17 protein-coding genes and 1 pseudogene are annotated in these 24,591 nt (G+C 67.5%); 7 read left to right on the forward strand and 11 right to left on the reverse strand.

The window, feature by feature from the left end; translation table 11 throughout:
* Position 1: 1 nt before the first annotated feature.
* Positions 2-1,519, reverse strand: coding sequence for an ATP-binding protein (locus M2271_RS26215; RefSeq protein WP_280889791.1), 1,518 nt, complete (start codon positions 1,517-1,519; stop codon positions 2-4).
* A gap of 1,113 nt (positions 1,520-2,632) precedes the next feature.
* On the opposite strand from M2271_RS26215, the gene M2271_RS26220 reads away from it, so the two are divergent.
* Together M2271_RS26220 and M2271_RS26225 are read left to right on the forward strand one after the other, a co-directional pair.
* Positions 2,633-3,565: a hypothetical protein gene (locus M2271_RS26220; RefSeq protein ID WP_280889792.1), complete on the forward strand. Its 933-nt coding sequence runs from the start codon at positions 2,633-2,635 to the stop codon at positions 3,563-3,565.
* Between the two features lie 39 nt (positions 3,566-3,604).
* Positions 3,605-5,728 (forward strand): AIPR family protein, encoded by a 2,124-nt coding sequence (locus M2271_RS26225; protein ID WP_280889793.1) that lies wholly within the window; start codon positions 3,605-3,607, stop codon positions 5,726-5,728.
* Positions 5,729-5,755: 27 nt separating this feature from the next.
* On the opposite strand, the gene M2271_RS26230 is transcribed toward M2271_RS26225, so the two are convergent.
* The 3 genes from M2271_RS26230 to M2271_RS26240 all read right to left on the reverse strand — a co-directional run bounded on the left by M2271_RS26230 (position 5,756) and on the right by M2271_RS26240 (position 8,506).
* Complete coding sequence (locus M2271_RS26230; RefSeq protein WP_280889794.1) at positions 5,756-7,372, reverse strand: serine/threonine-protein kinase; 1,617 nt, start codon at positions 7,370-7,372, stop codon at positions 5,756-5,758.
* 79 nt (positions 7,373-7,451) lie between these two features.
* Entirely contained in the window at positions 7,452-7,643 is a 192-nt protein-coding gene (locus M2271_RS26235; protein WP_280889795.1) for a hypothetical protein, read from the reverse strand.
* Between the two features lie 11 nt (positions 7,644-7,654).
* Positions 7,655-8,506 carry a helix-turn-helix transcriptional regulator gene (locus M2271_RS26240; RefSeq protein WP_280889796.1) on the reverse strand — a complete coding sequence of 284 codons (852 nt, stop codon included), beginning with the start codon at positions 8,504-8,506 and terminating at the stop codon, positions 7,655-7,657.
* A gap of 242 nt (positions 8,507-8,748) precedes the next feature.
* Here M2271_RS26240 and M2271_RS26245 point away from each other — a divergent pair, with 242 nt between their 5' ends.
* Positions 8,749-8,886 carry a hypothetical protein gene (locus M2271_RS26245; RefSeq protein WP_280889797.1) on the forward strand — a complete coding sequence of 46 codons (138 nt, stop codon included), beginning with the start codon at positions 8,749-8,751 and terminating at the stop codon, positions 8,884-8,886.
* Positions 8,838-9,152 carry an ATP-binding protein gene (locus M2271_RS26250; protein WP_348539194.1) on the forward strand — a complete coding sequence of 105 codons (315 nt, stop codon included), beginning with the start codon at positions 8,838-8,840 and terminating at the stop codon, positions 9,150-9,152. Before M2271_RS26245 ends, M2271_RS26250 begins: the two co-directional genes overlap by 49 nt.
* A 52-nt stretch (positions 9,153-9,204) precedes the next feature.
* Here M2271_RS26250 and M2271_RS26255 read toward each other — a convergent pair whose 3' ends face one another.
* The 7 genes and pseudogenes from M2271_RS26255 to M2271_RS26285 all read right to left on the reverse strand — a co-directional run bounded on the left by M2271_RS26255 (position 9,205) and on the right by M2271_RS26285 (position 19,821).
* Complete coding sequence (locus M2271_RS26255) at positions 9,205-12,405, reverse strand: DEAD/DEAH box helicase family protein (RefSeq protein WP_280889799.1); 3,201 nt, start codon at positions 12,403-12,405, stop codon at positions 9,205-9,207.
* A gap of 6 nt (positions 12,406-12,411) precedes the next feature.
* A complete protein-coding gene (locus M2271_RS26260) occupies positions 12,412-13,026 on the reverse strand; it encodes a DUF4276 family protein (protein WP_280889800.1) in 615 nt (204 codons plus the stop codon).
* Positions 13,023-13,703 (reverse strand): AAA family ATPase, encoded by a 681-nt coding sequence (locus M2271_RS26265; RefSeq protein WP_280889889.1) that lies wholly within the window; start codon positions 13,701-13,703, stop codon positions 13,023-13,025. The genes M2271_RS26260 and M2271_RS26265 overlap by 4 nt, the downstream gene beginning before the upstream one ends.
* A gap of 390 nt (positions 13,704-14,093) precedes the next feature.
* Positions 14,094-14,264, reverse strand: a pseudogene (locus M2271_RS26270) (AAA family ATPase); the annotation flags it as partial.
* 7 nt (positions 14,265-14,271) lie between these two features.
* The gene (locus M2271_RS26275) at positions 14,272-15,465 is read right to left on the reverse strand and encodes a restriction endonuclease subunit S (protein WP_280889801.1); all 1,194 of its coding nucleotides are present in this window, start codon (positions 15,463-15,465) and stop codon (positions 14,272-14,274) included.
* An 86-nt stretch (positions 15,466-15,551) separates the two neighbouring features.
* On the reverse strand, positions 15,552-17,618 hold the full coding sequence (locus M2271_RS26280) for a class I SAM-dependent DNA methyltransferase (protein ID WP_280889802.1): 2,067 nt from the start codon (positions 17,616-17,618) through the stop codon (positions 15,552-15,554).
* A gap of 79 nt (positions 17,619-17,697) precedes the next feature.
* Positions 17,698-19,821, reverse strand: a complete 2,124-nt coding sequence (locus M2271_RS26285; RefSeq protein WP_280889803.1) for an N-6 DNA methylase — start codon at positions 19,819-19,821, stop codon at positions 17,698-17,700.
* Positions 19,822-20,021: 200 nt separating this feature from the next.
* Between M2271_RS26285 and M2271_RS26290 the strand changes: the two genes are divergently transcribed.
* The 3 genes from M2271_RS26290 to M2271_RS26300 all read left to right on the forward strand — a co-directional run bounded on the left by M2271_RS26290 (position 20,022) and on the right by M2271_RS26300 (position 24,447).
* The gene (locus tag M2271_RS26290) at positions 20,022-21,716 is read left to right on the forward strand and encodes a TIGR04141 family sporadically distributed protein (protein WP_280889804.1); all 1,695 of its coding nucleotides are present in this window, start codon (positions 20,022-20,024) and stop codon (positions 21,714-21,716) included.
* 327 nt (positions 21,717-22,043) lie between these two features.
* Complete coding sequence (locus M2271_RS26295) at positions 22,044-22,403, forward strand: hypothetical protein (protein ID WP_280889805.1); 360 nt, start codon at positions 22,044-22,046, stop codon at positions 22,401-22,403.
* A gap of 112 nt (positions 22,404-22,515) precedes the next feature.
* Positions 22,516-24,447: a DUF262 domain-containing protein gene (locus M2271_RS26300; RefSeq protein WP_348539192.1), complete on the forward strand. Its 1,932-nt coding sequence runs from the start codon at positions 22,516-22,518 to the stop codon at positions 24,445-24,447.
* Positions 24,448-24,591 lie beyond the last annotated feature (144 nt).

Raw genomic sequence — 24,591 nt, forward strand, 5'->3', positions numbered from 1 at the left:
CTCACGTCAGGCCGTGGATGGGTCCGGCGCCGTACAGCGCGCCGACGTCGACCAGGAGGACATCGCGGCGGTGTCCGGCGGCGTCGATGAGGTCGGGATGGAAGCCGTGCAGGGAGAACAGAGCGAGGGTCGCGTGATCGGGCCGGTGTCCCTGGTCGGTGAGAAGGGTCCGGATGTGCTCAAGACGCTCGAGGTCCTTGAGCCCCCGGCGTTGGACGGTGGCCTTGGCCTCACCGATCAGGGCGATGGCGGCTCGCGGGTTTTGAGGGCGTTCGCCGGGGGCCATGGCGAGTAGATCGACCTCGTGATTGGTTCGGGCGGTCGGGTCGGCGATCTCCGCCGTGCCCACCGCGCCGAGCGACAGCCCCGTCTCGTCGATGGCGAAGGAGCGGGCCCATTCGCGCGCGGTCTCCTCGAAGTGCGGGCCGAGGATCTTCGAGTGGTACGTCGGTCGGGACGACTGCCAGACCTGGGCACCGCGCCGCCGTTCCACCATGTCCACCATGGGCAGTGTGATCAGCTGGTTGAAGCGGATCACCGGGTCCGCCACGCTGATGGTCGGGTGCCGCGCCTTGAGCATGTCCTGCTCCTTGCGGATGTAGCCGGTGGACTCGAGCACCTCCAGCGGGGCGACCATGGCGGAGCGGGACCGTTCCAGCATCGAGCCGACCTTCGCCGGGGTCGAGGCGCCCCGGGCGACCGCGGACAGTACGTCGTAGTACAGCGTGCGGTGGGTGATCCGCGGGTCCTCGCGCAGCAGGAACTCCGCCTCCACCCGGGAGTACAGGGCCCGTCCCGGGTCCAGCAGGGTGCGTTCCACCCAGGGGGCGAACTCCTCCTCCGTCTGCGGGGCTCGCCCCGCGGCCAGCGGCCGATAGCCAGGGGCGCCGCCCAGCACGGAGTCGACCTGCAGTGCCACCGCCGGGTCCGTGATCCCCCAGTGGGTGCGGGCGGTGCGGTAGTCGAAGGCCGGCAGGCGCAGGTCCAGAACGGCTCGGCCGCGTAGCGGCTTGGTCCCGGACAGCAACTCGGTCATCACGCTCATCGCTGAGCCGCACAGCACGATCCGGCCGCCCGGTGCCTTGCCTGACTGCGACTGGTCGTACAGCAGTTGCAGGAACCCGGAGATCTCCGGGGAGTGCTGCAGCAGGTACGGCAGCTCGTCGATGACGATCAGCGGCGCCCCCGGCGCCCGGTTCACCACCTCCAGCGCGGCGGTGAGCACATCCCGCCAGTCGTCCAGCCGCATTGCCCCGGGCCGCACACCCGCGTGCGCGGCGATCGTCTCGGTGAACCGGTGCAGCGCGGGCACCCGGCCTTCCTCCTGTACGGCGGTCAGGTACAGCCCGCCCACTGCATCTGCGAGCGCCTCCAGCAGGAACGACTTCCCGTTTCTCCGGCGCCCCGAGACGATGGCCAGCCGCAACTCGGTGGCTGGATCGGCGAGAAAATCGTTCAGAAGGGCCCACTCGTGATCGCGGTGCAGCAGCCGCCCCGGCTTGTCGATCCGTCCAGCCACAGTTTCCCATTTCTGTTCAGGTGTACCTATACAGAAACCGTACAGGTTGAGCTTAACCCTCACGCCATCCCCGCAGTGCCACGCTGCGGGGATGGAGCGTTCCTCCCGATGATGTTCCGTGAGCATCCTGCGACGGACGGGAGCGACTCCACGCGTAAACGGCTCTGGACGGTGTTCGGGTGACACGCGGAGTGGAATCCGGTCTGGCCGCCTGCTCCGCGCCCCTGGGGCACTGAGCATGGCGAACGTCTTGATCCAGGGGCCGCAGACGCGGTCGTGCATCTGCTGGCGCAGAGCGGTGCCAAGGTACGCGACGGGTTATCCGAGGCCACTCCGGACCTGGTACGGGCCGTGCTGCTCAAGCGAGCGGGGCGGTCTCGGGGGCCGCAGTAACCATTGGCGCGTGTGGCGGGCCGCTCGGGAGTATGCGCTCTCGCCAGACCTTCTCCCGGCGACGCCTGAACCGTTCAACAGCCGTCGCCAGCGACAGCGGCCTGCGCGCAGCGCTGACTGGGCGGCCAGACAATCGGTGAGTCCGTCGGCTTGGTCCCCGAGGAACTGGGCGAAGACGTATCGGAGCCGGTCGGGGGGCGGCGAGAACTGGGGACGCGGAAGCCGGAAGCTGGAGCGGGCGCGCTACCATCCCCCTGAGCTTGGCTCGGTGTGGTGGCAGGCGGTTCGGGGGATTGGATGGCATTAGCACGACCAAGGCGGGCACAGCTCCCGTCTTCGGCGCGATCGCCGCGGCTGGCGATTTTGCGCCCTGACAATGACTTACTTCGTCTGCTCGATGCCGACCACGCCAAGGAAAGGTCCTACTCCCAATCCTGCCGTGACTGGCCCGAGGTCAAGTCACACCTCGCGATCCTGCTTGCTCCTGTCGACCAGCAGGGTGACGAAGGTGGCGGGGAGCAACCGGAGCGGATCTGGGGGCTGGGTATCGTGCGCCCTGTTCGTGGGACCGACCGAGACCGGAGTGTCGTCGTCACCTGTGCGCGAAGCCTTCGAGGTCCGGTGCCCTTCGCAGGGCTCTGGTGCGCTGGCGGCGAGCGAGACGCCGCACTCGCCAAGTCGTTACCGGAAAGCGGCCCTGTCACAGTCGGCGCGGACACCGTGTTCGCCAATCTCCGGCGGATCTCCCCTGATGTCGAGGCCGAAGTCCAGAGGCTGATGCCTTTGCTCGACGCCGCCGAAGGCTGGAGCGAGGGGGAACTCCGATGGCGTGATGAGCGTGACGCTCTTCTGCTCTTCGCCAAGATAGCCGGGTTGGCTGCCCCGAACGACTTCTCGGAGGTACGTCTCTGGGACAGGACAGCCACCCGGGCAGCCTTTATCAGCGGGCTTGTCGGGACATCGGTCCAGCCGATGCTCGATGACATCCGCGGGCGGGCAGCGACGAGGTTCAGCGGTGTCGGCGAGACGGTCGTCCAAGCGTTCGCGAGTCGCGGAGTTAACCGAAGCTATGACTTCGAGGCCACGTCGATAACCGATCAGTCGGTGGTGGACGGTCGGGAAGGCTCTCTCGACGCCTACTACTACCACGTCGACACTCGGACGCTCGTCATGCTGCGCTACGTGCGCCCTGGCCCGAACGGACTCTTCTCGTCCGACGCCCGGCACAGTCTGGACGAGTTCCACAGCCGTGTTCACCGCCTGCCGAGACGCGACCGGCGGAACGCCGACGATTACAGCTTGCTGGACGACCCTCTCTTTCTCCGCATTCATGATCCGGTGCCCTTCACCGCCGCTCTGCACCGGACGAGCCCCGGTGCGATCTACCCCTGCGAGCAGGTCGCCGCAGCGATCTCGGCCGCGGCGGAACCCGGTCTCCCAGGCCCTTCCGTGGGCGCGCTCACTCGCCATCTGGTACCGACCCACTTCGCCCAGTTGGTGCGCGACGGTTGGTTCGGTGCGAGCGGGGTGCCCTTCGAAGCGGCCTTGGACTGGGTGGAGGCCACGATCGACACGGCTGGTGTTGCTTTGGTGGTCGTGGACTTCAGCCTCCGCCAGCGTGGCAACGGCTCAGGGATCAAGGCGGGGGCCTAGGCCATCAACAAGACACCACCAGTGGGAAGGCAACCATCCATGGCCACCTCGGGGGCGGACACACCGCGCCAGGTCACGCAGGTCCGCGAGCAACTGCACGAGACATTCGACGGGGTGATGGACGTCAGTGACATCGCCCACTTCCGCGGCGACAACTACGAACAGCGCTTCCTCTCCCGCGCCCTCGCAGCCCTCGCGGTACGACGCGTGGCCAAGTGCAGCGTGGCCGAGGCGGCCCGGTTCGTGACGGACGGCATTGCGGACCAGGGGATGGACGCCATCGCCCCTCTGCCGGAGAGCGGACAGGCTCTGCTGGTCCAGGCGAAGTGGAGCAACGAGGGCAAGGCGACCTTCGATGTGCACGCCGCCAAGGCGATGGTGGACGGCCTGAACCGTATCGAGAACGAGTTGTACGACCAGTTCAACCAGCGTGCCGGCGCGCTCGCTCTGGAGGCCAGGCCGTTCATCGTCAACGAGAGAGCCACTCTGGTCATCGCGCTGATGGGCACTGTGGAGCCCTCTCCGCCCGCACGCGAGGTTCTCGACAACGCTCTCGACGAGTTCAACAAGCACGGCGCCCGCATGAGCGTCGAAGTGCTGTATGCCGCAGACTTTCATGACCAGATCCACGCGGATCTCCGGCCGGAGCCGATCTGTCTGGACGTACGCCTTGACGACTGGTACCAGCAGAAGGGACCGCTCAAGGCCTATCAGGGCACGGTCTCTGCTGAGAGCGTCGCCGAGTGGTACGAGACGCACGGTACCGGCCTGTTCGAGCAGAATCTCCGGGCCCCGCTCGGGACCACCGTCACCAATGCGGAGATCGGTCAGACCCTTACGTCCGATCCCACGAGATTCTGGCACCTGAACAACGGCATCACCATGATCTGCGACTCGCTCACGGCGAAGAACGACAGCGCCAAGGCACCGCAGAGCAAGCCGACCACCCTCACCGTGACGGGGGCGAGCATCGTCAACGGCGCTCAGACGGTACGGGCTGTCGCCAGGGCCATGCACGACGACGGTGAGGCTGCGGCCAACGCCACCCTGAGCATCAAGGTCATCAACACGCATGAAGACCGGGAATTCGGCGTCCAGGTCTCGCAGGCGGCGAACCGGCAGAACGCCATCGAGCAGCGCGATCACATCGCGCTGGAACCCGTGCACCAGGCGATCAAGGCCAACCTGCGTGCCGAACTGCGCAAGCAGTACGTGATCAAGCGCGGCGAGCCGGTCGCCGCGCCCGAGACCGGTTGCTCACTGGACGAACTCGCTCTCGCACTCGCGTGCCTGCACCCCGATGCGGAACAGGCCGCCCGGGCCGCCAGTTCCACGGAGAACCTCTGGGAGCAGGGCCCCAAGGGCAGCCACACCCTGCTGTTCAAACGTGAACCCTCTCCGCAGAAGGTGTGGCGCTCCGTGCTCACGCTGCGTGCGGCACGGAGTGCGGTATACGAACTGGGCAGTGGTCAGAACAGCCGCGAGGCTGCGACCACCGAGCACGGTGGCTTTCTCGTCACCCACCTGCTCTTTCAGCATCTCGGTGCCACGAGTATCGACGACCCCGACTTCGACTGGGACAGCGAGGTCCTGGAGAAGATTCCCGCCCTCGTACCAGATCTGGTGCGTCGGCTGACGCACCAGATCGTCACTCGTTACGGGCCACGTCCCCAGATCAGGACTGCGTTCCAGACCGCGGAGACGTGCCGGGAGCTCGCGAAGCATGTCCTCGGCGACCTGGCCGATGGCGTCGCCGTTCCCGCACCTCCCGTGAAGGAACGCAAGCCGCGTCGCCCCAACACCGTGCCGCTCCTGGTCGACCGCCGTGTCATCAAGGACGGAGCTCCCCTCCTGTACGTGGCTTTGAACGAGCCTGAGCGCGACGCCATGGAAGAGTGGCTTGTCCAGGACGAACGGCGGCGCCAGGCGACCTGGGTGAATCACCGGACCAAGCCGATCCTGTGGGCGTACGACGAGCAGCAGTACTCGCCGTCCGGGCTGGTGGCGAAGATGTGGGCGGACGCCGACTGGGACGAGCGACCCGTGGCCAACCAGGGAACGGCTCGCTGGTTCCAGTCGGAGGGCCTGAGCCTGTGGGATCTGGCTCAGCGCATCCACAGCGAAGATACCGAGGCCGAGGACGAGGACGGGGCCGAGGCCTGACGGCGTGTGCACCGCACCGGCAGGACGTCAGTAAGGGCGTGGTCCCTCCGGGCCGCGCAGCCGGGCGAGGAGATCGGCGATCTCGCGGGTCTCCTCATGGTCCTCGCCGAGGAGGACGCACATGTCCTCGTGGAGGGCGTCGAGGACCCCCTCGGCCTCGGTGCGGCGGCCCTCGGAGAAGAGGAGCACGCCGATACTGCGGCGCAGGTCGAGAGCGGTTTCGGAGGCGTCCCCGGCCGCGTCGGACACGACCTCCAGGACCTCCTGGAACTCCCGCAGGGCGACCGTGGCCTGACCGAGGTTGGCCCGGCAGTGGGCGGCGTGCCGACGGCACTCCAGCGTGCTTTCATCGGCCGGTCCCGCCGTGCGGGCGTAGACGGCGGCCAGCGCGTCGAACTCCGGCAAGGCACGCCGGAAGTCCTCGCCGGCCATGAGGACCGCCGCGCGCTGCCGCCGCAGACCGAGCACACGGGGGTTGTGTGCGCCGAGAGTGGTGGCGGCCTTTGCGACCACCGCCTTGAGGACGTCCGCGGCCTGGGCGAACCGTCCGCTTTCGGCGAGGTCCGCGGACCGGGCGTAGGCGTTCCGGATCGCGTCCCGCAGTGCGGTGTCGGCGCGTGCGGGGACCGGTACGGGAGCCGTCGGCTCGGGTGAGGGCGCGGGAACTGTGGCCCGTCGCAGGGGTGCGTTCGGCTGTCGGTAGACCACCGTCGGGTCGGGAACTTCGGACGGGGAGCCGCCGTGGGTGAGGGTCACGGGTTCGGCTGCCGATCCCGGTTGCGGCAGGTGCGGCGACAGGCGCTCGTACACCGCGTACGCGTCGGCGGGACGCTGCTCGGGCACCTTGGCCAGCAGGTCCAGGGTCAGCGCCTCCAGGTCCTCCGGCACGTTGGGCCGCAGGTTGCGCAACGGCTTCGGCGGTACGTTCATGTGCTGGTGCAGGAGCGGGTACTCGTTGTCGCCGCTGAAGACCGGCTCTCCGGCGAGGAGTTCGTGCAGCACGCAGCCGAGCGCGTACAGGTCGCTCAGCGGTGTGATCTGCGCGCCGTCGATCTGCTCGGGCGGCATGTACCGGCTGGTACCGACCCGGCTGTCGGTGGCCGTGAGCCGGGTGACGTCCGTGTGCAGCAGCTTCGCGATGCCGAAATCCAGCACCTTGACCGTGCCGTCAGCGGCGATCAGGACGTTGTCCGGCTTCAGATCGCGGTGCACGACCGGGATGGCGTGCGCGTACGACAGGACGGTGCAGATCTGCGCGGCGATCGACGCGGCCCAGCTCACCGGGAGCCGGGCCGCCGCTCCGTCCTCCGCGCCTGCCAACACCCTGCGCAGGGAGATCCCGCGCACGTACTCCATCACCAGGTACAGCCGGTCGTACGACGCCTCGTCGAGTACCGCGTCGAACACCTGCGGCACCCCGTGATGCCCGATCCGAGCGGTGACGCGCGCCTCGCGCTCGAAGCGGCGGGCGAACTCCGCTGCCTGCGCGGGCGATGCGACGACGTCGGGCCGGATGAGCTTGACCGCGATCTCCCGGTCGAGAACGGCGTCGTAGCCGCGCCAGACCGTGCCCATACCGCCGGACTCGATCTCCTCGATCAGCTCATAGCGGCCCTGCTCGCCGATTCTCCTTGCCTGCGACACGCGTTGAGCCCCGGTCGTCCTGATGCCACGTCAGTCGATCGCTGTACACGGTACCTATCGGCGGGGCGCGCGGCAGGTGTTACAGCAGGTGGTCGGCCTTGCCGGCCTTGATGTCGGTGATGAGGGTGCGCAGGGCTTCGAGGGAGTCGGTGAGGTATCGGTCCTCTTGTCCGTTGACGGCTATGTAGCCGTTGCCTTCGGCGTCGGTGCCGAGGCGGAAGCAGTTACTCGCATCCTGGCAGAAGGGGGCTTCCCAGCTGATGTCAGACATGACCAACTCTCCTAAAGGCTCTGGGAAATGGTGTGCATGAGATCGAGGGTCTCCGCAGGCTTGAGCGCGATCCTCTGCATCTCGTCGAGTTGCAGACGGTACTTGCACAAATGGGCGCCCAAATAAAGGAATTCTCCTGCCGTGGTGCGATCCAGTTGCACGGTGTCGAGCGGGGGCATCTGGCCGAGGGCGTACAGGATCGCCTGGCCCGAACCGGGGAACGCCCCCGCGGAGAAGGGGATGGCCTGGATCGTGACGTTGCCGCGGTCTGCGGCTGCCATGAGGTGACCAAGCTGGTTTCGTAGCACCGCGCGTCCACCTACTTCGATCCGTAGGGCGGCTTCGTGGATGATCAGCACGTAGTCCGGAGCTCCTGGCCGGTCGATGACCTGGTGTCTTTGCACGCGGTGGGCGACTCTGGCCTCGAACTCCTCGGCGGGCAGCGGCGGGATGGCAGCTTGGAAGAGAGCGTGCGCGTATGCCTCGGTCTGCAACTGTCCCGGCATGTGCGTCATCGTGCTGACACGCAAGCCCTGGGCGTGCCACTCCAACTCGGCGATGTCCAGGAATGTCGCGGGCAGGAGGTCGCGATACGCCTCCCACCAGCCGATCGTGCGGTCGCCGCACATGGCGACCAGTGCATCCACCAGGGCCTGGTCAGTGCACTCATACCGGAAGGCAATGCGCCGGACACGCTCCGGGCTGACGCCGTGGCGTCCCGCCTCGGTGCTGGTGATCACGGTCCGTTTCGTGTCCAGCAGCACGGCGGCCTGTTCCGTGGACAGCCCCGCCCCTTCCCGTAGCTTGCGAAGCTCTGCGCCCAGACGCTGCTGGCGTGCGGTCGGATTGCTCCTCGGCGGCATACGTTCCCTCTCGTCGCGTGCGGCTCAGTTTGCCGCGAAGCGAAGTTCGCTCCAACGGACCTTCGGGACGTGGTAGCACATGTACCCCCGTTGCCCTACTGTGAGTATCGCGCACGCTACACACCGCAATGCCGGAAGCGCACCGCGTGAGCATGCCCGTCCGCCCTGGGACGGGTGTGTCCGCGACCAGGGCGGTAGGTCACCGGCGGCCCCAAACCCCTCACAGAGTCGTGGAGTTCGCCATGCCCGAGATCCCCCTCGTCCCCGCCCACTGGCGCTTCCCCGCCCATCCCGCCTCCGTACGGGGGGCCGGCACGCCGTCGCCGAATCGCTGCCGGACGTCCTCCGTCCACAACTCGGCGACGACCTGGGCCTGTTGACCTCGGAGCTGCTCACCAACGCCATCCGTCACGGCGCCTGCGGGAAGGACGGGGACCTCGTCGAACTCGTTCTGTGGCCGGCCGACGGACACTACTGGCTGGCCGTCTCCGACCCGGGTACCGGCAAGCCCGTCCTGGCCCACCCGGGCACTGACTCCGAGAGCGGCCGGGGCCTGATCCTCGTCGAGAGCCTCGCCACCGCCTGGACCGTCCGGCCCCGCCCCACACGCGGAACGTCCGTGATCGCGGGGCTCTCGTTCCGCTAGGGAGGCTGACCAGGGGAGTGGTCGGCAGGGAGGAGACCGAAGGCGGGGCGGGTCAGGCCGCCTCGTCGTCGATGTTCTCCTCCCGGCGGATCATCCGCCAGGCCGCCCGGCGCGCACTCTGGTTGAGCGACTGCTTGAAGCTGTCGTCGTGGCTGAAGTACTGCCGTCCCAAGTCGGCGATGGTGTCGATGTGTTCGGCCATCTTGTCCTCGAAGACCTCGTCGAAGACGAGACCGAAGTTCTCCAGGTCGTTGACGGCAGCTGAGCGGACCCTCGGTTCCGCGTTCGTCTCCAAGAACGGTGTGATCACGTCCTGATCGGTGAGATTGGTGCCGTACTTGTCGTTGAACTTCTCGATCAGCTCCGACAACAGCGACTTCTCCTGCTCCTTGGCACTGCCCCCACCTTCACCGAAGCCGCGCAGCTCCGCCGCTCCCTCGGCGGTCAGCGCGAGGTCGTGCTCGCCGGTCTTCTGGATGCGCAGGTGACTGAGGTCGACGTCCCCTATGTCCACGCCGCCGTCTCCGCGTCGCGGCAGGCGGTTGAGCAGGTGGCGGCCGTAGAGGTAGAGGCATTCGAGGTCGGCGTCGCGGTAGGGCACGATCTGCGAGAGGAAGCCGTACTTCCGTACGTAGTCGTTGAGATCCGCGCGGAACTGCTCGGCGGCCTCGGCGGCTTCCTCGTCGGGGTCGCCCGCCTCGTCCTTGCGGTCCAGTAGCTCGGTGAACCGTTTGACGGCGGGGTCCAGATGCCGGTACAGCTCCGCGTGGAGCTTCTCCCAGCGGGCCACCGAGCCCGCCGCCTTCTCCTCAGCTGCCAGATAGGCATCCGCGAACTCCCGCATCTCCTCCTCGACGAGGATGTCGGGCCGCATGACCTGGCTCTGGGCGGTGTAGAGGAGATTGGGGTCGGAGGGAAGGGTGTTCGCCTCCTCGAAGTACGGGCGGAAGGACTCCTTGATGTCCTCGGCGTCATTGACGAAGTCCAGTACGGCCAGGTCCGCCTGCGACTTGCGGTCGGCGGTGCGGTTCAGACGGGAGAGAGTTTGGACGGCGCTGATGCCCGCGAGCTTCTTGTTCACGTACATCGTGGTGAGCAGCGGCTGGTCGAAGCCGGTCTGGTACTTATCGGCGACGACCAGGATGCGGAACTCGCGCTGAGTCACCGTCCCGCCGGTGCGCACGGCCTTGTCGTCCTTGCGCGTGTACGCGAACGCCTTCGGCAGCGCGGACTCGGCGAGGCCGCGGTTCTCCTTCGGCTCGGTGGTCTCCTCGCCGTCGTACGTCAGGCTGCCGGAGAACGCGACCAGGACGCCGGGGTCGGCGTACGCGTTGTCGCCGACGTACTTCCTGATGGCGCGGGCCATCTGCACGGCACTGTGTCGGGAAGCCGTCACCACCATGGCCTTGGCACGCCCGCCGAGCCGCCCGGCGGTGTGCGTGCGGAAGTGCTCGACGATCACCTGCGCCTGCTGGGTCACGGTGGAGTCGTGCGTGAGCGCGTACCGGGCGAGCAGGGGATTCGCCTTGGACGGGTCCACCTCGCGCTCGGCCGGGTTCTTGTTCACCAGCTTCCAGTACGTGTCGTACGTGACGTAGGTGCGCAGGGGGTCGAGGATGAAGCCTTCCTCGATGGCCTGGCGCATCGAGTACGTGTGGAAGGGGACGTACGCCGGCTTGCCGTTGACGGTGTCCAGGGTGCCGAAGAGTTCGAGCGTCTTGGCCTTGGGCGTGGCCGTGAACGCGAAGTAGGAGAGGTTCGCGGCCTTGCTGCGCTGGATGGCTTTGCGGACGAGCTTGGCGTCGGTGGTGGCCGCCGCCGCCTGTTCGGTTGCCCCGACGTCGTCGGAATCCGAGTCCAGTCCCAGGTCACGCAGCGCCGCGCGTACGTCGGTGGCCGCGCCGCCGGACTGGGAGGAGTGCGCCTCATCCACGATGATCGCGAAGTTGTGGCCCTGGAGTTCGGTGGGCTTGCGGCGCAGGTAGTCGATGAGGGCCGGGAAAGTGTGCAGCGTGACCGTGATGATCTTCCCGGTCTCGCGGGACAGCGCCTTGGCAAGCTGCTCGGACTTCGCACCGTGCTTCTCGTCGATCTTCACCACCAGACCGGCGTTCTTCTCGAAACTGCCGACGGTTTCGCGCAGTTGGGCGTCGAGATTGCGGCGGTCGGTGATGATCACGACCTTGTCGAAGACGGGCGCACCGGGCTTGAGTCCGGCGGCCAGGGCATCGGGGTCGATCTCGGCGGGGTCGGTGGGCGTGTGCAGCGACGACAGGCGGTGCGCCAGCCACCCGATGGTGTTTGACTTGCCGGAGCCGGCGGAAGCCATGCCCAGGTAGTTGTGACCGGCGCCGTGACGGGCCGCATGACCGGCGAGCTTCTTGACGATGTCCCACTGGTGGTAGCGCGGGAAGATCAGCTTCTTGCGCGTCCGCCCGTCCGGGCCCTTCTCCTTGCTGAGGTGCACGAACCGCTCGATCAGGTCAAGCCAGGTGTCCCGCTCCCAGATCTGCTCCCAGAGGTATGAGGTCGCGTACGTCCCGGGGACGGTAGGCGCAGGATTCCCGGCACCGCCGGGCTTCCCCGGGCCCTCCGATCCCGTGTTGAACGGTAGGAACCGCGTCAGCTTGCCGCGCAGTTCGGGCGCGACGTAGACCACGTCCGTGTCCACGGCGAAGTTCGCGATGACGCGGCGCGCGAAGATCAGCTCAGTGGGGTCCCGCTTGAGCCGGTACTGCTCCTTGGCGTGCTCCGCCCCCTGCCGCGTGAGGGCGTTCTTCAACTCGGCGGTCGCCAGCGGGATTCCGTTGAGGAACAGGGTGAGGTCCAGCTCGTTGCCCTTGTCCGCCTGCTTCGCCGCGTACTGCAACTCCTTGACGAAGGTCAGCCGGTTCGCCCGATAGTCGTCCAGGACAGCGTCCGAGGCGACGAGCGACGGCTTGAAGTACGCGAGCCTGATCAGGACTCCGTGGTCCTTCACGCCCTTGCGGAGTACGTCCAGCACACCGTCGGTTCCGATCGCCTGGTCCACGCGCTTGGCGAACCCGGCCTGGGCGGCGTTGGCATCATCGCCGTAGAGGGCGATCAGTTCGGCCCAGTCGTCGGCTTGCGTCTTGCCGATGAACTCGGTGAGCTGGGCGGTGTCCAGGCCGAGTTGGGGTTGGTAGTTCTGCTTGTTTCCCTCAGTCCAACCGCGCTCCAGCAGGGCGGCGACTATGGCGTTTCCGAATGCGGCTTCGTCGTGGACGGACATGAGCGGCTATTCCCCCCGCTTTCCGGTGACCAGATAGGTGATGTCGCGGCAGAACTTGTCGAAGGAAGGTGAGTTGGCGCGGGCCAGGTCGAGATCCATGTCCTGGGTCAGGGCAGGCTGGTCCACACGCGGGCGGTACCGCACTCCGTCGCGCCGGTGGTGGGTCAGCCAGCCCTTGCAGTCGCGTAACGTCTCGCTGTTGGCCGGGACCTCCAGGTGCTCGGCGAGACCCGCCCGGCTGCCGAGCGAAGGCGCTGACGCGAGGAACCACGCCTCGAACTCCCGGTTCGCCAGCACGACGGCCGTCCGACGGTCTGGGCGGGTGGCCTCGGCCCTGGCGAGCAGCGAAGGCCCGAGGCTGGCCGGGCAGTCGTCGTCGGCGTCGATCACGACCAGGACGCCGCCCGGGTGGTCGGCTGGTACGCGTCGAGCCTGGGCCTCTACGGCGGCTTCCAGCCCGCCTGGCCGGACGAGTCGGCCGCGGTCGAGTAGGAAGGGCCGCTGGATGTCGGCGGTCCAGATGCCCGCCTCGTGCATCAGCCGCCGGAGGAGGACGGGCAGCGCGCTCATCTCGCCCTCGCCCTCGACGATGGAGGCGATCGTGACTCTTGGGTGGTTCACTCCTCGTCCTCCGGCTGCTCGTCCGGTTGGGCTGGGGGCTTGACGACCGGGCGTAGCTGGTCGGAGCGCAGTAGTTCGGCCGTGGTGGCCAGGCCGTCGGCCACGATCGACCGGCTCACGGGGTCCACTTCGCCGATCACCGTCACCCCGTGCTCGGCGGCGACAACGCGGATCGCCGACAGGTCGGCCTCTTTGCGGTCGAACAACTCCGCGCTTTGTGTGGTGGCAAGGACCTGTACGTGCTCACTGGCTTCCGTGAGAGCGTCGTAGAGGGCCCCGGCCGCGAGCGGGTGCAGGGCGAGTTCGGGTTCCTCGACGGCGATGAGCGGAATCCAGCCGTCGCGGGCGTCGTGCTGGAAGAGTGCGGTCAATAGGCCGATGGCTCGGATGGTCCCTTCCGACATGGACTCGGCCCGGAAGACGTGCGGTTCGGTGTCGCCGTCAGTGGCGAAGCTGATCCGCGCCGCGATGTAGTCGGCGGAGGGGTCCGTGGGGCCGACCTCCACGACACCGGGCACGATCGCCCCGAGGTACTGCGAGATGCGCTCCCGCTGCTGCTCCCCGAGCGCGGCCAGCGCCGGACCGAGGTCGCTGCCGTCCTCCTTCAGCGTCCCGGCGGTTGGCATGTTGGGGCGGGCCGCACGGAGGCTGGACAGGTCAGGGCTGTAGAAGAACATATCCGCGAGAGTCCCGTGAAGTTTAAAGAACGGCTCTGTGTCAGCCACTTGTGAAAGCCTCAGCCGACTCGGACGACGTCCCGCTTCCGGGCGGTCTGGCACCTCGAATCGCTTGGCGTCAGTCCCGCCCTGGCCGCCAGGGCGACTCATTTCGCAGAACTCACGCTGGACACGGACATCAGATCCTGAGTATCGGCCCGACCTTGTGGCGGCCGCCGGCCCGAGGGTGATCTCGTACGACCCCACCCATGCCTTCCTGTCGTGGGGGAACGGTGGCAGGTAAAATTCCAGACCGATCGTGCAGGAGGTTGCCGGCTCAGGGACCCGGCGCACAACCTCCTCCCACCCGCCACGCGCCGCCACGGCCTCGGCCGGACCGTTCACCAGCGCGTCGCGGACGAAGCGCAGGGCGTCCAGGAAGTTCGACTTGCCTGCGGCGTTCAGTCCGAGCAGCACGGTGAACGGGCCGAGAGTCACGTCGCAATGAGCGATGGACTTGTAGTTGTCGACGCGGACACGGGTGATGAGCGGCATCGGGAGGTGAGGCGCGGTGGGGCTCATGACGCGATCATTCCTCGATCCCTCGTCCGCTAGCGGTGGACACGTCGATCTGGCCGGTGACGGCGGCGGTGATCAGGGCCTGGCGGCGCTCGGCGAGTAGACCAATCTGGCGATCGATACGTCGCTGCAGATCCTTTCCCTTTCCAGCCGCATCGTCCATCAGTAGAGCGATTCTCTTCTGCTCTTCAGCGGGCGGACATGGGATTGAAATTTCGAGAAGGGTTCCGATGTTTACGCGCGTGAAAGTGCTTCCAATCTGAACTGCGCGCAGCTCGTTTAGTGCCACTGTGTTCAGTGTGTAAGTTAGAAAGAGTTGATCTTCCGTCGCGCTCGTGATTTTACATACGTCCTGCCCCATGGTGAACGGAGTGTCGGTATCGACGTATGCGGCGGTTCCTAGGGAAGCATTCCGGCTGTATACGATGTCGCCTCGCCGAGGGCGCCGCAACTGGTCCGCCAAGTCCGCAAAGTCCTCTTCGCCGACGAAGCGGTTAGCTCTCGCTAGGTCAACTCTACCTGGTGAAATATCACCGGGACTCATTACTGCGTACCCTTCGGTCAAGTACGAAGGCGTTCGATGTTTGCAGTCAATAATTGACCATCTCCTCTTCAGGGGTAGCACATTCCAATTGATTGGAATGCGCGGAATCCATGCGTTCTGGGTGTCCTTTTGCTGGGGAAGGTTGCGGCCGGTGCACAGATCTGCAATACACTGTTGCGTGCGCTCTTTGAGCAGCCCTTGCTGTCTCTTTCTGAGATTGATCAAAATGTCAACGCGTGCGGTCTCGGTGTCTAGGAAGCCGGCGATGCGACGCTGCTCCTCCAGCGGTGGCAGGCTGATTGGAAGTGCACGTACTCGTTCAGCACCCAGGTGGTAGATGTTCGCGCCTGACGCAATTGACGCAAATACTCCAGAGCCGAATGCCGAGCGAGCCCACCATTCCAGGTATCGTCCATCAACGCCCACCCGGGGGCGAAGGCGCAACAGGGTGTTCTGGAAACAGACCATGCCATCCAGTTCACCGCGCCATACCGCTGAAGCACCTACGCTGCTGAGGCTCCCGCTGCCTTCGCTTACGAGGACATCGCCGGGTCGCAGCGCGAAGGTACTCTGTTCGGCTGGGGTGAAGTTCATCGACTGAACGTCGGTGAGGTCTAGCGTGCCGTCTTTTACGTTGGCGGCTCGCAGATAGCGCACCATGTGCTCGCCGTCAGCGTGCTGAGGGGATCGTTGCCTTCCAAGTGCGACTTCCGCGGCTGAGCGGAGCGTCGTTGTGCTTGTCCCGGTCATTCCGTTACCTCGCCCAGCAGCGCCTGGATCTCTGCCTCCAGAGCCTTCAGCTCCGCGTCGATCTCCCCCAACGGCCGCGGCGGCTTGTACACGTAGAAATGCCGAGTGAACGGAATCTCATACCCCACCTTCGTCTTGCCGTGGTCGATCCACGCGTCCGGGACATGCGGCAGCACCTCCCGCCGCAGGTACTCCTCCACGTCCTCCTCCAGCGGCACGTTCTCGTAGTCCCGCAGCTCCGGATCCGGTTCCGGCTCGCCCTTGATGCGCTGGACCTCGCCCTCCGGGTCGCGGACGCCGACCGCCTCCCGTAGGGCCTTGCCGAACGGCGCGCCCGTCGGCCACAACAGGCCGGCCGCGACGATCGCGTCCTTCAGGTCGATCCACGCGTCGGACTTCGTCGTCCAGGACTTGCCGACGAGCGGGCGCAGCGCCGCTACGAACGCCTCGACGTCCGTGACCCTTCCCATCGGCTTCGACGCGGTGAGGGCCGTCAGCGTCTCCTCCGTCACCTCGAAGCGGAGCTTCAGCGGCCGTTCGACGGTGATCCGGTGATACCCGAAGTTTTCGTTGCGGAAGACCTTGATCTTCCCGGCCCGGTCGGCCAGGTCGTGGCCGCCGCCCTTCTCCGCCGCGTCGACGACTGCCAGCGCCTCCGTGTACAGCCGCGTGATCTCGGAGATGTGCTGCTCGCCCAGTTCCTTGCGCTTGTCGCCGAGCGACTTCCGCATCTTGCGCCAGTAGTCGCGCGCGTCCAGCAGGACGACTTTGCCGCGCCTGTCCCTGGCCTTGCGGTTGCTGAGCACCCAGAAGTACGTGGAGATGCCGGTGTTGTAGAAGAGCTGGTCAGGCAGGGCGACGATGCCCTCCAGCCAGTCCTTCTCCAGGATCCACTGCCGGATCTTGGACTCACCCGACTCAGCCGCCCCCGTGAACAGCGGGGAGCCGTTGAAGACGATCGCGATGCGGCTGCCGCCCGCCCCCGACGCGTCCACCGGCTTCATCTTCGAGATCATGTGCTGGAGGAAGAGCAGCGACCCGTCGTTGATGCGCGGCAGGCCGGCCCCGAACCGCCCGCTGTCACCGAGGTGTTCGTGTTCGTCCTCGACGGTGTCCTTGACCTTCTTCCACTCCACGCCGAACGGTGGGTTGGCCAGCAGGTAGTCGAAGGTGGCGCCGGTGTGGCCGTCGTCGCTGAACGAGTTGCCGAACTTGATGTTCTCCGGGTCCTGGCCCTTGATCATCATGTCCGACCGGCAGATGGCCCAGGACTCGGGGTTGAGTTCCTGGCCGAAGACCTTGACCGTGGCGTCCCGGTTGTGGGCGGTGATGTGTTCCTCGGCCGCGCTGAGCATGCCGCCGGTGCCGCAGGCCGGGTCCATGACCGTGCGGACGGTGCCCGGCAGGGCCAGCGCGTCACTGTCCGGTGCGACGAGCAGGTTGACCATCAGCCGGATGACTTCCCGGGGTGTGAAGTGTTCACCGGCCGTCTCGTTGGACTGCTCGGCGAAGCGCCGGATCAGTTCCTCGAAGGTGTAGCCCATCTGGTGGTTGGTGACGATCTCGACCGGATTGCCGTCCTCGTCGAGCACGACATTGCCGTCGGCGTCCCTCTCCACCGGCCGCAGGTCGAGATCGGCGAACCGCCCGACCACCTGGTACAGCAGGTCCGCCGCCTCAAGCCGCTTGATCTGCTGGGCGAAGTCGTACCGCTCCAGGACCTCCCGCGCGTTGGGGGAGAAGGCGCCGTAGTACTGGTTGAGGTACTTCGCCGCGTGCGAGGCGTCGCCCGCGATGGCCTTCAGCGTGTAGGTGCTGGTGTTGTAGAAGCTGTGGCCGGACGCCTTGCGCAGGAAGCGGTCGGGGTTGATGTCCTGGTTCTCGTAGCGGGCGGCGACCTCCAGGACCTTGTCCTTGGTCGGGGCGAGGACGCACTCCAGGCGCCGCAGCACGGTGAACGGAAGGATCACCTTGCCGTAGTCGGACTGCTTGTAGTCGCCGCGCAGGAGGTCGGCGACCGACCACGCGTGGTTCGCCAGTTCCGTGTGCTTACTGCTGTTCAACGCTGTCCTTCCGGAGTTTCGCCGTCCCAGAGGGACGGAGAGGTCAAGTCTGGTCGTTCGTGGTGCCAGGCCGCACGTTTCACGCCGATCCGGGATCGAGCGGCAACAGCGCGCCGCCGGTGAGTCCGGTACTGAGGAGACGTGTGACGTCCTCGGCGGCCTGGTCGGCACGGTTGGCGGCGGTACGCAGCTCGTGCAGGTGGCGGAACGCGTCGCCGTAGCGCTGCTGTTCGGCGAGTGGGAGCAAGGGAACGCGTAGTCGTCGTGGGTCCACTCGAACGATGGATGTGCCGGTGGCTGCGGCGTTGACGTTCTGCTCCGCTGAGAGGAACCCGGCCAGGAACCAGGGGTCGAGCCGACGCTGATCCGGGCGGAACAGCAGCAGATGGGGCCCTAGGGAGCAGCCTGTCTCGCCCGGCTCGACGACCCGGGCCACGGCGGCACGCCCCACGTGGAGCGTCTCTGTGAGCAGCACGTCACTTCCCTGGATCAAGGGGAGGTCGGCGCCGGTGGGAAGGTCCGCTTCCGTTCCGGAGGCGGGTCGGTTCTTCACGACGTCGGTTGCCGTGATCGTCGGTCGTCCGCCGAGTTCTGGTTCGGGCTGCGGTAGTGGTTGGCCGCTACGGGTCCGGCGGCTTCCGGGCGCGGTACGAAGCAAGCTGAGAGCGCCGCCACGCAGAAGATCCGCGACCGTCGCTGTGCGCCAGTCGCGGGGGCGGTCGTCGGCCGGTGACCAGTCGCCTTCGGCGCTGAGGCCGGTCAGGTCCCTTGCGGCTCGGTGGAGTTGGCCGTACAGCTCCGATGCCTGCCGGGCCAGTACGGCGGGGCGCAGAGTCTGCCGGGAAGCGGTTCGGATGTGGCGGGCCGGAGTCAGGTCCACGGCCTCGTTGAGGAGGTCGGTGATCGGTACGGCGCCGGCGATGCCCGGGGCTCCGGTGAAGCCGTCCTGGTCGGCAAGATACGGCCGCCATGCTGAGAGCACGGTGTCGTCGATGGCGGCCCAGTCGAGATCCCGGTTCTCGGAAGTGGCGGCATCGACGAGCAGAACCGTCCCCGGAGCTTCGGCCTGCGGATCGGGCCGTTCGAGCACCCACAGGTGCAGGCCGATGTGGAGCGGAGTGGCCGCGCCCTGGGGAAGCGAGACGACCGCGCGGAGGGCTCCGTCGCGTACGAGCTGTGCTCGGATACGCCGGCCGGCGGTGCGCTCCGCGACCGCGGGCGGCATGAGCAGCACGGCACGGCCCCCCGGCGCGAGGTGGGCCAGGCAGTGCTGGACCCAGGCGAGTTCGGGCTCGCCCTTGGGTGGCACGCCGTAGGCCCAGCGTTCGTCGTACGCCAGATCCTCGTGCCCCCAGTCACGGACTCCGTACGGAGGATTGCACAGGACGGCGTCAGCGGTGAGGCCCTTGAAGGCGTCCGAGCGCAGGCTGTCTCCCGCACGTACGGTGACGGCAGCCTCAGGGGCGCTCAGTCGGAGCCGCACTGCGGCATGGGCGGCCTGCGCGGCCAGGACGTCCTGGCCGCGCAGTGCGGTCGCGCCGACGGATGCCGCAGCGGCGAGCAGCGATCCGGTGCCGCACGCGGGGTCGAGAACGCTCGCGGGGAAGGCGCCCGCGCTGTCGGTCAGGAGCCGGGCCATGAGGTCGGCCAGGGGGCGCGGCGTGAGGTAGGTGCCGGTGCCGCCGGTGTCCTCCAACAGGCGTTCGGCCAGGACATCCGTCGCGCTCTCGGCGCCATCCACGACGACGGCCTGCAACAAGGCCCTCAGCGGTCCGGCTGCCTCTGGGCCGTATGCGGCGTCCTCTGCTCCCGGGATGTCCTGGGCTCCGTCGTCCGCGGCTGACCGGACCCACCGCAGCAGTGCGTCGTCACGCAGTTCGGGAAGGGCTTCGCGCCAGCTCCGGTCCAGCCGGGCAGCTGCGAGCACTACAGGGAGCAGGTGCAGGGCCAGTTCGCCGTCGCCGGGGTGGGTGCGCAGCGCGGTGCGAAGCCGGTCCGCCGGTGTGTCCTCGGGAAGTTGGCCACGGGCGGAGAGCCAGGCGCGTACGGCGTCGAGATCGTACGTGGGGCTGGCGTCCGTGCCTCCCGTAGGGGCGGGGAAGTCCGGATGCCGACGACGCCAGTTACTCACCGTGGCGCGAGTGACGCCGGCCAGCCGGGAGATGTCGGCGGCGGTCACGAGGGCACTGGCCTGCTGGTTCATGGGCTCCTGCCGGGTGACGTGGGGGCGGGCGTGCTGGACGGCTTCACTCTATACCGACACCTAACCGATGTGAAGTATTTGACAGTGCTTTCAGTTGTTGCTCTACTGGTTGTGCTTTCACTGGCTTCCCGGCTTCCCGGCTTCCCGGCTTCCCGGGCATCCCCCTGCCCGCAACACGTCGATTCGAATGGAGCGGCACCATGGCCACCAGCACTTCCGGCACGTCCAAGCGCACCCTGTACCGGCTCACGGGTATCGCTCCCACCGTCGACGCGATGTTCGACGTACTCGACCCGGCTCGGCTCGAAGCCGTTGACGCGGAACTGCACTTCCCGGAGGAGCGGTTGGGTGTTCCGGCGCTGCTGGTCACCGGCAGCTTCGAGCAGCCGGTCGCGAGTTGGTGCGGCGAGATCACTCGCACGACCGGGTGCGAGGTGTCGCGGCCCGTGAACCGGTCGGCTGGGCTGCTGATGCTCGCGGTCGACGACGAGGTGTACGCCGTCGGCTACGACCAGGGCTTCCGCCTGGTGCCCGACCGGGTCAAGGACCGGCGGTTCGGACTGAGTTTCGTGATCCGCAAGGTGGACCCCGCCCAGATCCGGGACATGGTCTCCCATACGCCGGGCGGCGGCCGGACCGACATCACCCTCGTGCCCGGCGGTGCTCCGGTCTGGAGCCTGGGTGTCCAGGAGCACGCGCAGATCGTGCGGCGGCTGGGCGGTCGGCTGGACGCGCTTCAGCTGACGATCGCTCAGGACGACCGTACGAAGATCTCCAGCGTCGAGGGCGGTACCGGGCTGCGGATGCGCCTCGGCATCGACGCCGCAGACCTGGTCGCGGACATCCGGGCCATTGCCCGTGTCCTTCAGGATGAGGCCCCGACTCCGGAACTGGAGTTCGTCGAGCACATCGTCCCGGTCAAGGACGACGACCTGGTCACGCGGCTGGAGGGGCGGCTCGACGACATGCTCGGCGAGCAGCCGGACGGACGTATCGCCGTCGCCGTCCCGTCCGATCGCTGGGACGACTACGGCGTCGCCCAGGCGTTCGCCACCAAGGTGCACAGCAAGGACGCCCACCTCACCGACGACTTCAGCCTGGAGTACGTCCTCAACCGGGCACGTGTGCAGAGGGCGGGAACGCGCTTCGCTGCGCTCCGGGACGGCACCGTCACCCTCCACGCGCACACCCGTGCGGACAAGGGTGACGTCATCTGGACGTCGAGCGTGCTGCGGTGGATCGAGGCGGAGGTGGCGCTCGGTGCCCGCCGGTTCTTCCTGCTGGACGGCCAGTGGTACGAGATCGGTGAGGCATACCTGGAGGCGATCCGTTCGCAGGTGGAGCGGCTCATCACCGACACGCCCTCGGTCGACCTCCCGGTCTGGGTGCTCGGGGACAAGGAGCGGGACTACAACGATTCGGTGCCCGACCTGCGGCCCGGGTACGTCTGCTTCGACCGTGACAACGTCCGGACCGCGCTTCATCGCGGCAACGGCGTGGAGATCTGCGACCTGCTGAGCCCGGACGACGTCCTGGTCATGGTGAAGCGGGCCAAGGGGTCCGACGCGCTGAGCCATCTGTTCGGTCAGGCCGTGGTCGCCGTGCAGACCCTGCTGCACTCGCCGCAGGCCGCGGACGGGTTTGCCCAGAAGGTGGCCGCGGCTCGGCCCGGCCGTGCCCTGCCGGAGGGTTTCCGGCCGTCGAAGGTCGTCTTCGCGATCCTGCTGAAGAACGGAACCGACCTCACCGCTGACACGCTGTTCCCGTTCTCCCAGGTCACCCTCGTGCAGACGGCCAAGATCCTTGAGGCCTGGGGCGTCGAAGTCGAGGTCACCGGGATCCAGGCCACGGTGGTGCCTCCGAGCCGGGCGGGAATCCGTCACCTGGCCGCGTAGCGGGGGGTCTCAACACGCATCCACCAGCAGGTCGAAGCAGTCGTACAGTACCGCCCGTTCGGTGCTGCAGGGCGTGATTCACTTGATCTCTGACGCAAGCTTCGAGGAGCGCGCCAGGGGCCAACTCAGAGCGATCTATGGGTGATGTGCATCAGCCTGTAGAGGGGCTCGAATGTGGTGACAGTCCGAGGAGCCTGCACGGTGTCAGAGGTGTGTTGCGACCACTGAGAGACAACGAGAGACCCCGGCCCCGACCCCGAGCCGCATCCCGATCCCACGGCCCGTTACCGGCTGCGCGGGGGACCGATCGCTGAGGAAGCCGGCCGCGTGCGCGCGAGAAACTCCCTGCGTGGCCGGAGCCGTCGCGCTTCTTGGCTGGGGCGGGGCGAGTTCGCCGACCGGATCGCCCTGGCCAGGGCTGAACTCGACTCCACAGGACCCGCTGCCGAGTGCGCGCAGCTCGCATCGGCGCTCGCCCGTGCCCTGTCCGCGTGGGGCCCCAGGGAACCCGCCGTTGTGGATGCGCAGTTGGTGTGCGCGGACGCGGCGCGCCTCGACGGCGACACCGGGCGGGCGAGGAGGCTGTACGAGGAGGTGGCGGTGGCGCTCGGAGACAGCGCGGATCCTCGCCTCTCAGCACTGGTGCTGGAGGCTCGGATCGGCCTCGCGGAATGCTGTGTCTCTTGACTCAGTTTATGAACGCATCGTTCAGTGTCGAGATTTTCCGGTTGCTCCCGTGCACACCCCTGATCGTGGAAAATGGGCAGCCGGTCGGGGACATCCAGGGGGAGAGGCGCGCGTGCACGCTCAGGAGACCACGTTCAAAGAGCTCGTCCAGGGTGAGAAGCAGTACCAGGTGCCGCTCTACCAGCGTACGTACAGCTGGCAGCGTGAGCAGCTGCAGCAACTCTGGGACGACGTGCAGGAGTTGGTCGACGAGCAGCTGGAAGGGCGGGCGCCCGCAGCGCACTTCCTCGGCTCCGTCGTGCTGGCACCGGGCCGGATCACCGCCGGCGGCATGCAGCGCTGGCTCGTCGTCGACGGCCAGCAGCGGCTCACGACCCTCATGCTCGCCTTCACCGCGCTGCGCGACCGCCACCGGGAACGCGGCGGCGCGGAACGGCAGGCCGACCGCATCCATGACCTCGTGCTCGTCAACAAGTACCGCAACGGTGACGACCACTACCGGCTCCTGCCGACGCAGGCGGACCGGGATGCCTTCACCGCATGTGTCGAGAGCTCACCCAAGGCGGGGGGTCCCGGCAACGTGGGTGCCGCCTACCGGTTCTTCCTCGCCGCGCTGACCGAGGGTGAGGAGAGCGGCGGTGAGGCGTGGACGGACGCGGTGGAGACCGTACTGAGCGGCCTGCTGTCGATCGTCGAGATCACCGCGGCCGAGGGCGACAACGTCTACCGGATCTTCGAGTCGATCAACAACACCGGTGTCGGACTCAGCCAGAGCGACCTGCTGCGCAACTACCTCTTCATGTGTCTGCCGGTCCGCGGCGAGTCGGTCTACCGCAACCGCTGGCTGCCCATGCAGGAACTGCTCGGCCCGGCCAACCTCGAACTCCTGGTCTGGCTCGACCTGGTCGTGGCCGGCAACAGCCGGGCCAAACAGAGCGAGATCTACCGCGACCAGAAGAAGCGCCTGGAACCCCTGAGCGCGGACGAAGCGGCACTCGAAGCCGAGATCGAGTCCCTCTCCCGGCGGGCCGAACGCCTGATGCGGATCCTGGAGCCCGAACGGGAGCCTGATCCGGAGTTGCGCGAGGTGCTGGAAAGACTGTCCCGCTGGGGCGGCCAGACCCACTACCCGCTGGCGCTCCAGCTGCTCGACCGGGTGGACGGTGGACAGGCCACACCCCATCAGGCCGCCCGCGCACTGGCGTACGCCGAGAGCTACATGGTGCGACGGCTCTTCGCGGGCTACTCCACCACGGGCAGCAACCGGGTCTTCATGGAGATGCCCAAGGAACTGGAGAAGGACGAGGACCCGGCGGAGGCCGTGCGCCGCATCCTGTCGAAGAACAAGACGGGCGCGCGCGTCTGGCCCGACGACGACGCGGTCCGCGAAGCGATCCGCACCCGGCCCTTCTACAAGGCGGGCCGCGGCAATCAGCGGTTCCAGGTGCTGCGCAGGCTGGAGGAGAGCTACGGGGGGAGCGAGCCGGTCGACTACGCCAAGGCGCGTCTCACCGTCGAGCACGTACTGCCGCAGAACCCCGCCGAGCAGTGGTTCGACCTGCTCGCCGAAGAGGCCGAGGACGGACAGGGCCCGGACGAGCTCCATGCCCTGCTCGTCCACACACTGGGCAATCTGACCCTCTCCGCGGACAACGCGAAGCTCTCGAACCATCCGTTCCGCCGCAAGCAGGAGATCCTGGACTCCAGCGCCCTGCGCATGAACCAGGAGATCGCGGGGCGGGAGCGGTGGGGGAGAGCGGAGATCCTCGACCGCGCCGCCGGCCTGGCCGACCGGGCGGTGCGGCTGTGGCCCGGCCCCGTCGCCGGAACGGTCCCCGAGGACGACGAGTGGTCCGGCTGGAAGGAGCTGCGGGCCGCGCTCCTTGCCATGCCGGCCGGTACGTGGACGACGTATGGCGATGTCGCGGCGCTCATCGGCACCCATGCCGTCCCGGTGGGCCAGCACCTTGCGTCCAAGGCCGGCCTGCACGGCGCCTACCGGGTGCTGACGGCGGACGGCCGCGTCTCGGCGGGCTTCCGGTAGCCCGACGGTCAGGAGTTCGGAGATGCGCGAACCCGCCTGGAGGCGGAGGGCGTTCCCTTCGACGACGCGGGCCGGGCCCGCCGCTCCCACCGGCTGACGACGGCCGACCTGGCGGCCCTGCTGGGCAGGGAAACCGCCGAGGAG

It is taken from the genome of Streptomyces sp. LBL (assembly GCF_029893585.1).
Lineage (GTDB): Bacteria > Actinomycetota > Actinomycetes > Streptomycetales > Streptomycetaceae > Streptomyces.

Excerpts from the sequence above, each read along its gene's own strand:
- M2271_RS26225 (WP_280889793.1), top strand. The coding sequence starts at position 3,605 with ATGGCCACCTCGGGGGCGGACACACCGCGCCAGGTCACGCAGGTCCGC.
- M2271_RS26235 (WP_280889795.1), bottom strand. The coding sequence starts at position 7,643 with ATGTCTGACATCAGCTGGGAAGCCCCCTTCTGCCAGGATGCGAGTAAC.
- M2271_RS26240 (WP_280889796.1), bottom strand. The coding sequence starts at position 8,506 with ATGCCGCCGAGGAGCAATCCGACCGCACGCCAGCAGCGTCTGGGCGCA.
- M2271_RS26245 (WP_280889797.1), top strand. The coding sequence starts at position 8,749 with ATGCCCGAGATCCCCCTCGTCCCCGCCCACTGGCGCTTCCCCGCCCAT.
- M2271_RS26255 (WP_280889799.1), bottom strand. The coding sequence starts at position 12,405 with ATGTCCGTCCACGACGAAGCCGCATTCGGAAACGCCATAGTCGCCGCC.
- M2271_RS26265 (WP_280889889.1), bottom strand. The coding sequence starts at position 13,703 with ATGTTCTTCTACAGCCCTGACCTGTCCAGCCTCCGTGCGGCCCGCCCC.
- M2271_RS26275 (WP_280889801.1), bottom strand. The coding sequence starts at position 15,465 with ATGGTGCGCTATCTGCGAGCCGCCAACGTAAAAGACGGCACGCTAGAC.
- M2271_RS26285 (WP_280889803.1), bottom strand. The coding sequence starts at position 19,821 with ATGAACCAGCAGGCCAGTGCCCTCGTGACCGCCGCCGACATCTCCCGG.
- M2271_RS26290 (WP_280889804.1), top strand. The coding sequence starts at position 20,022 with ATGGCCACCAGCACTTCCGGCACGTCCAAGCGCACCCTGTACCGGCTC.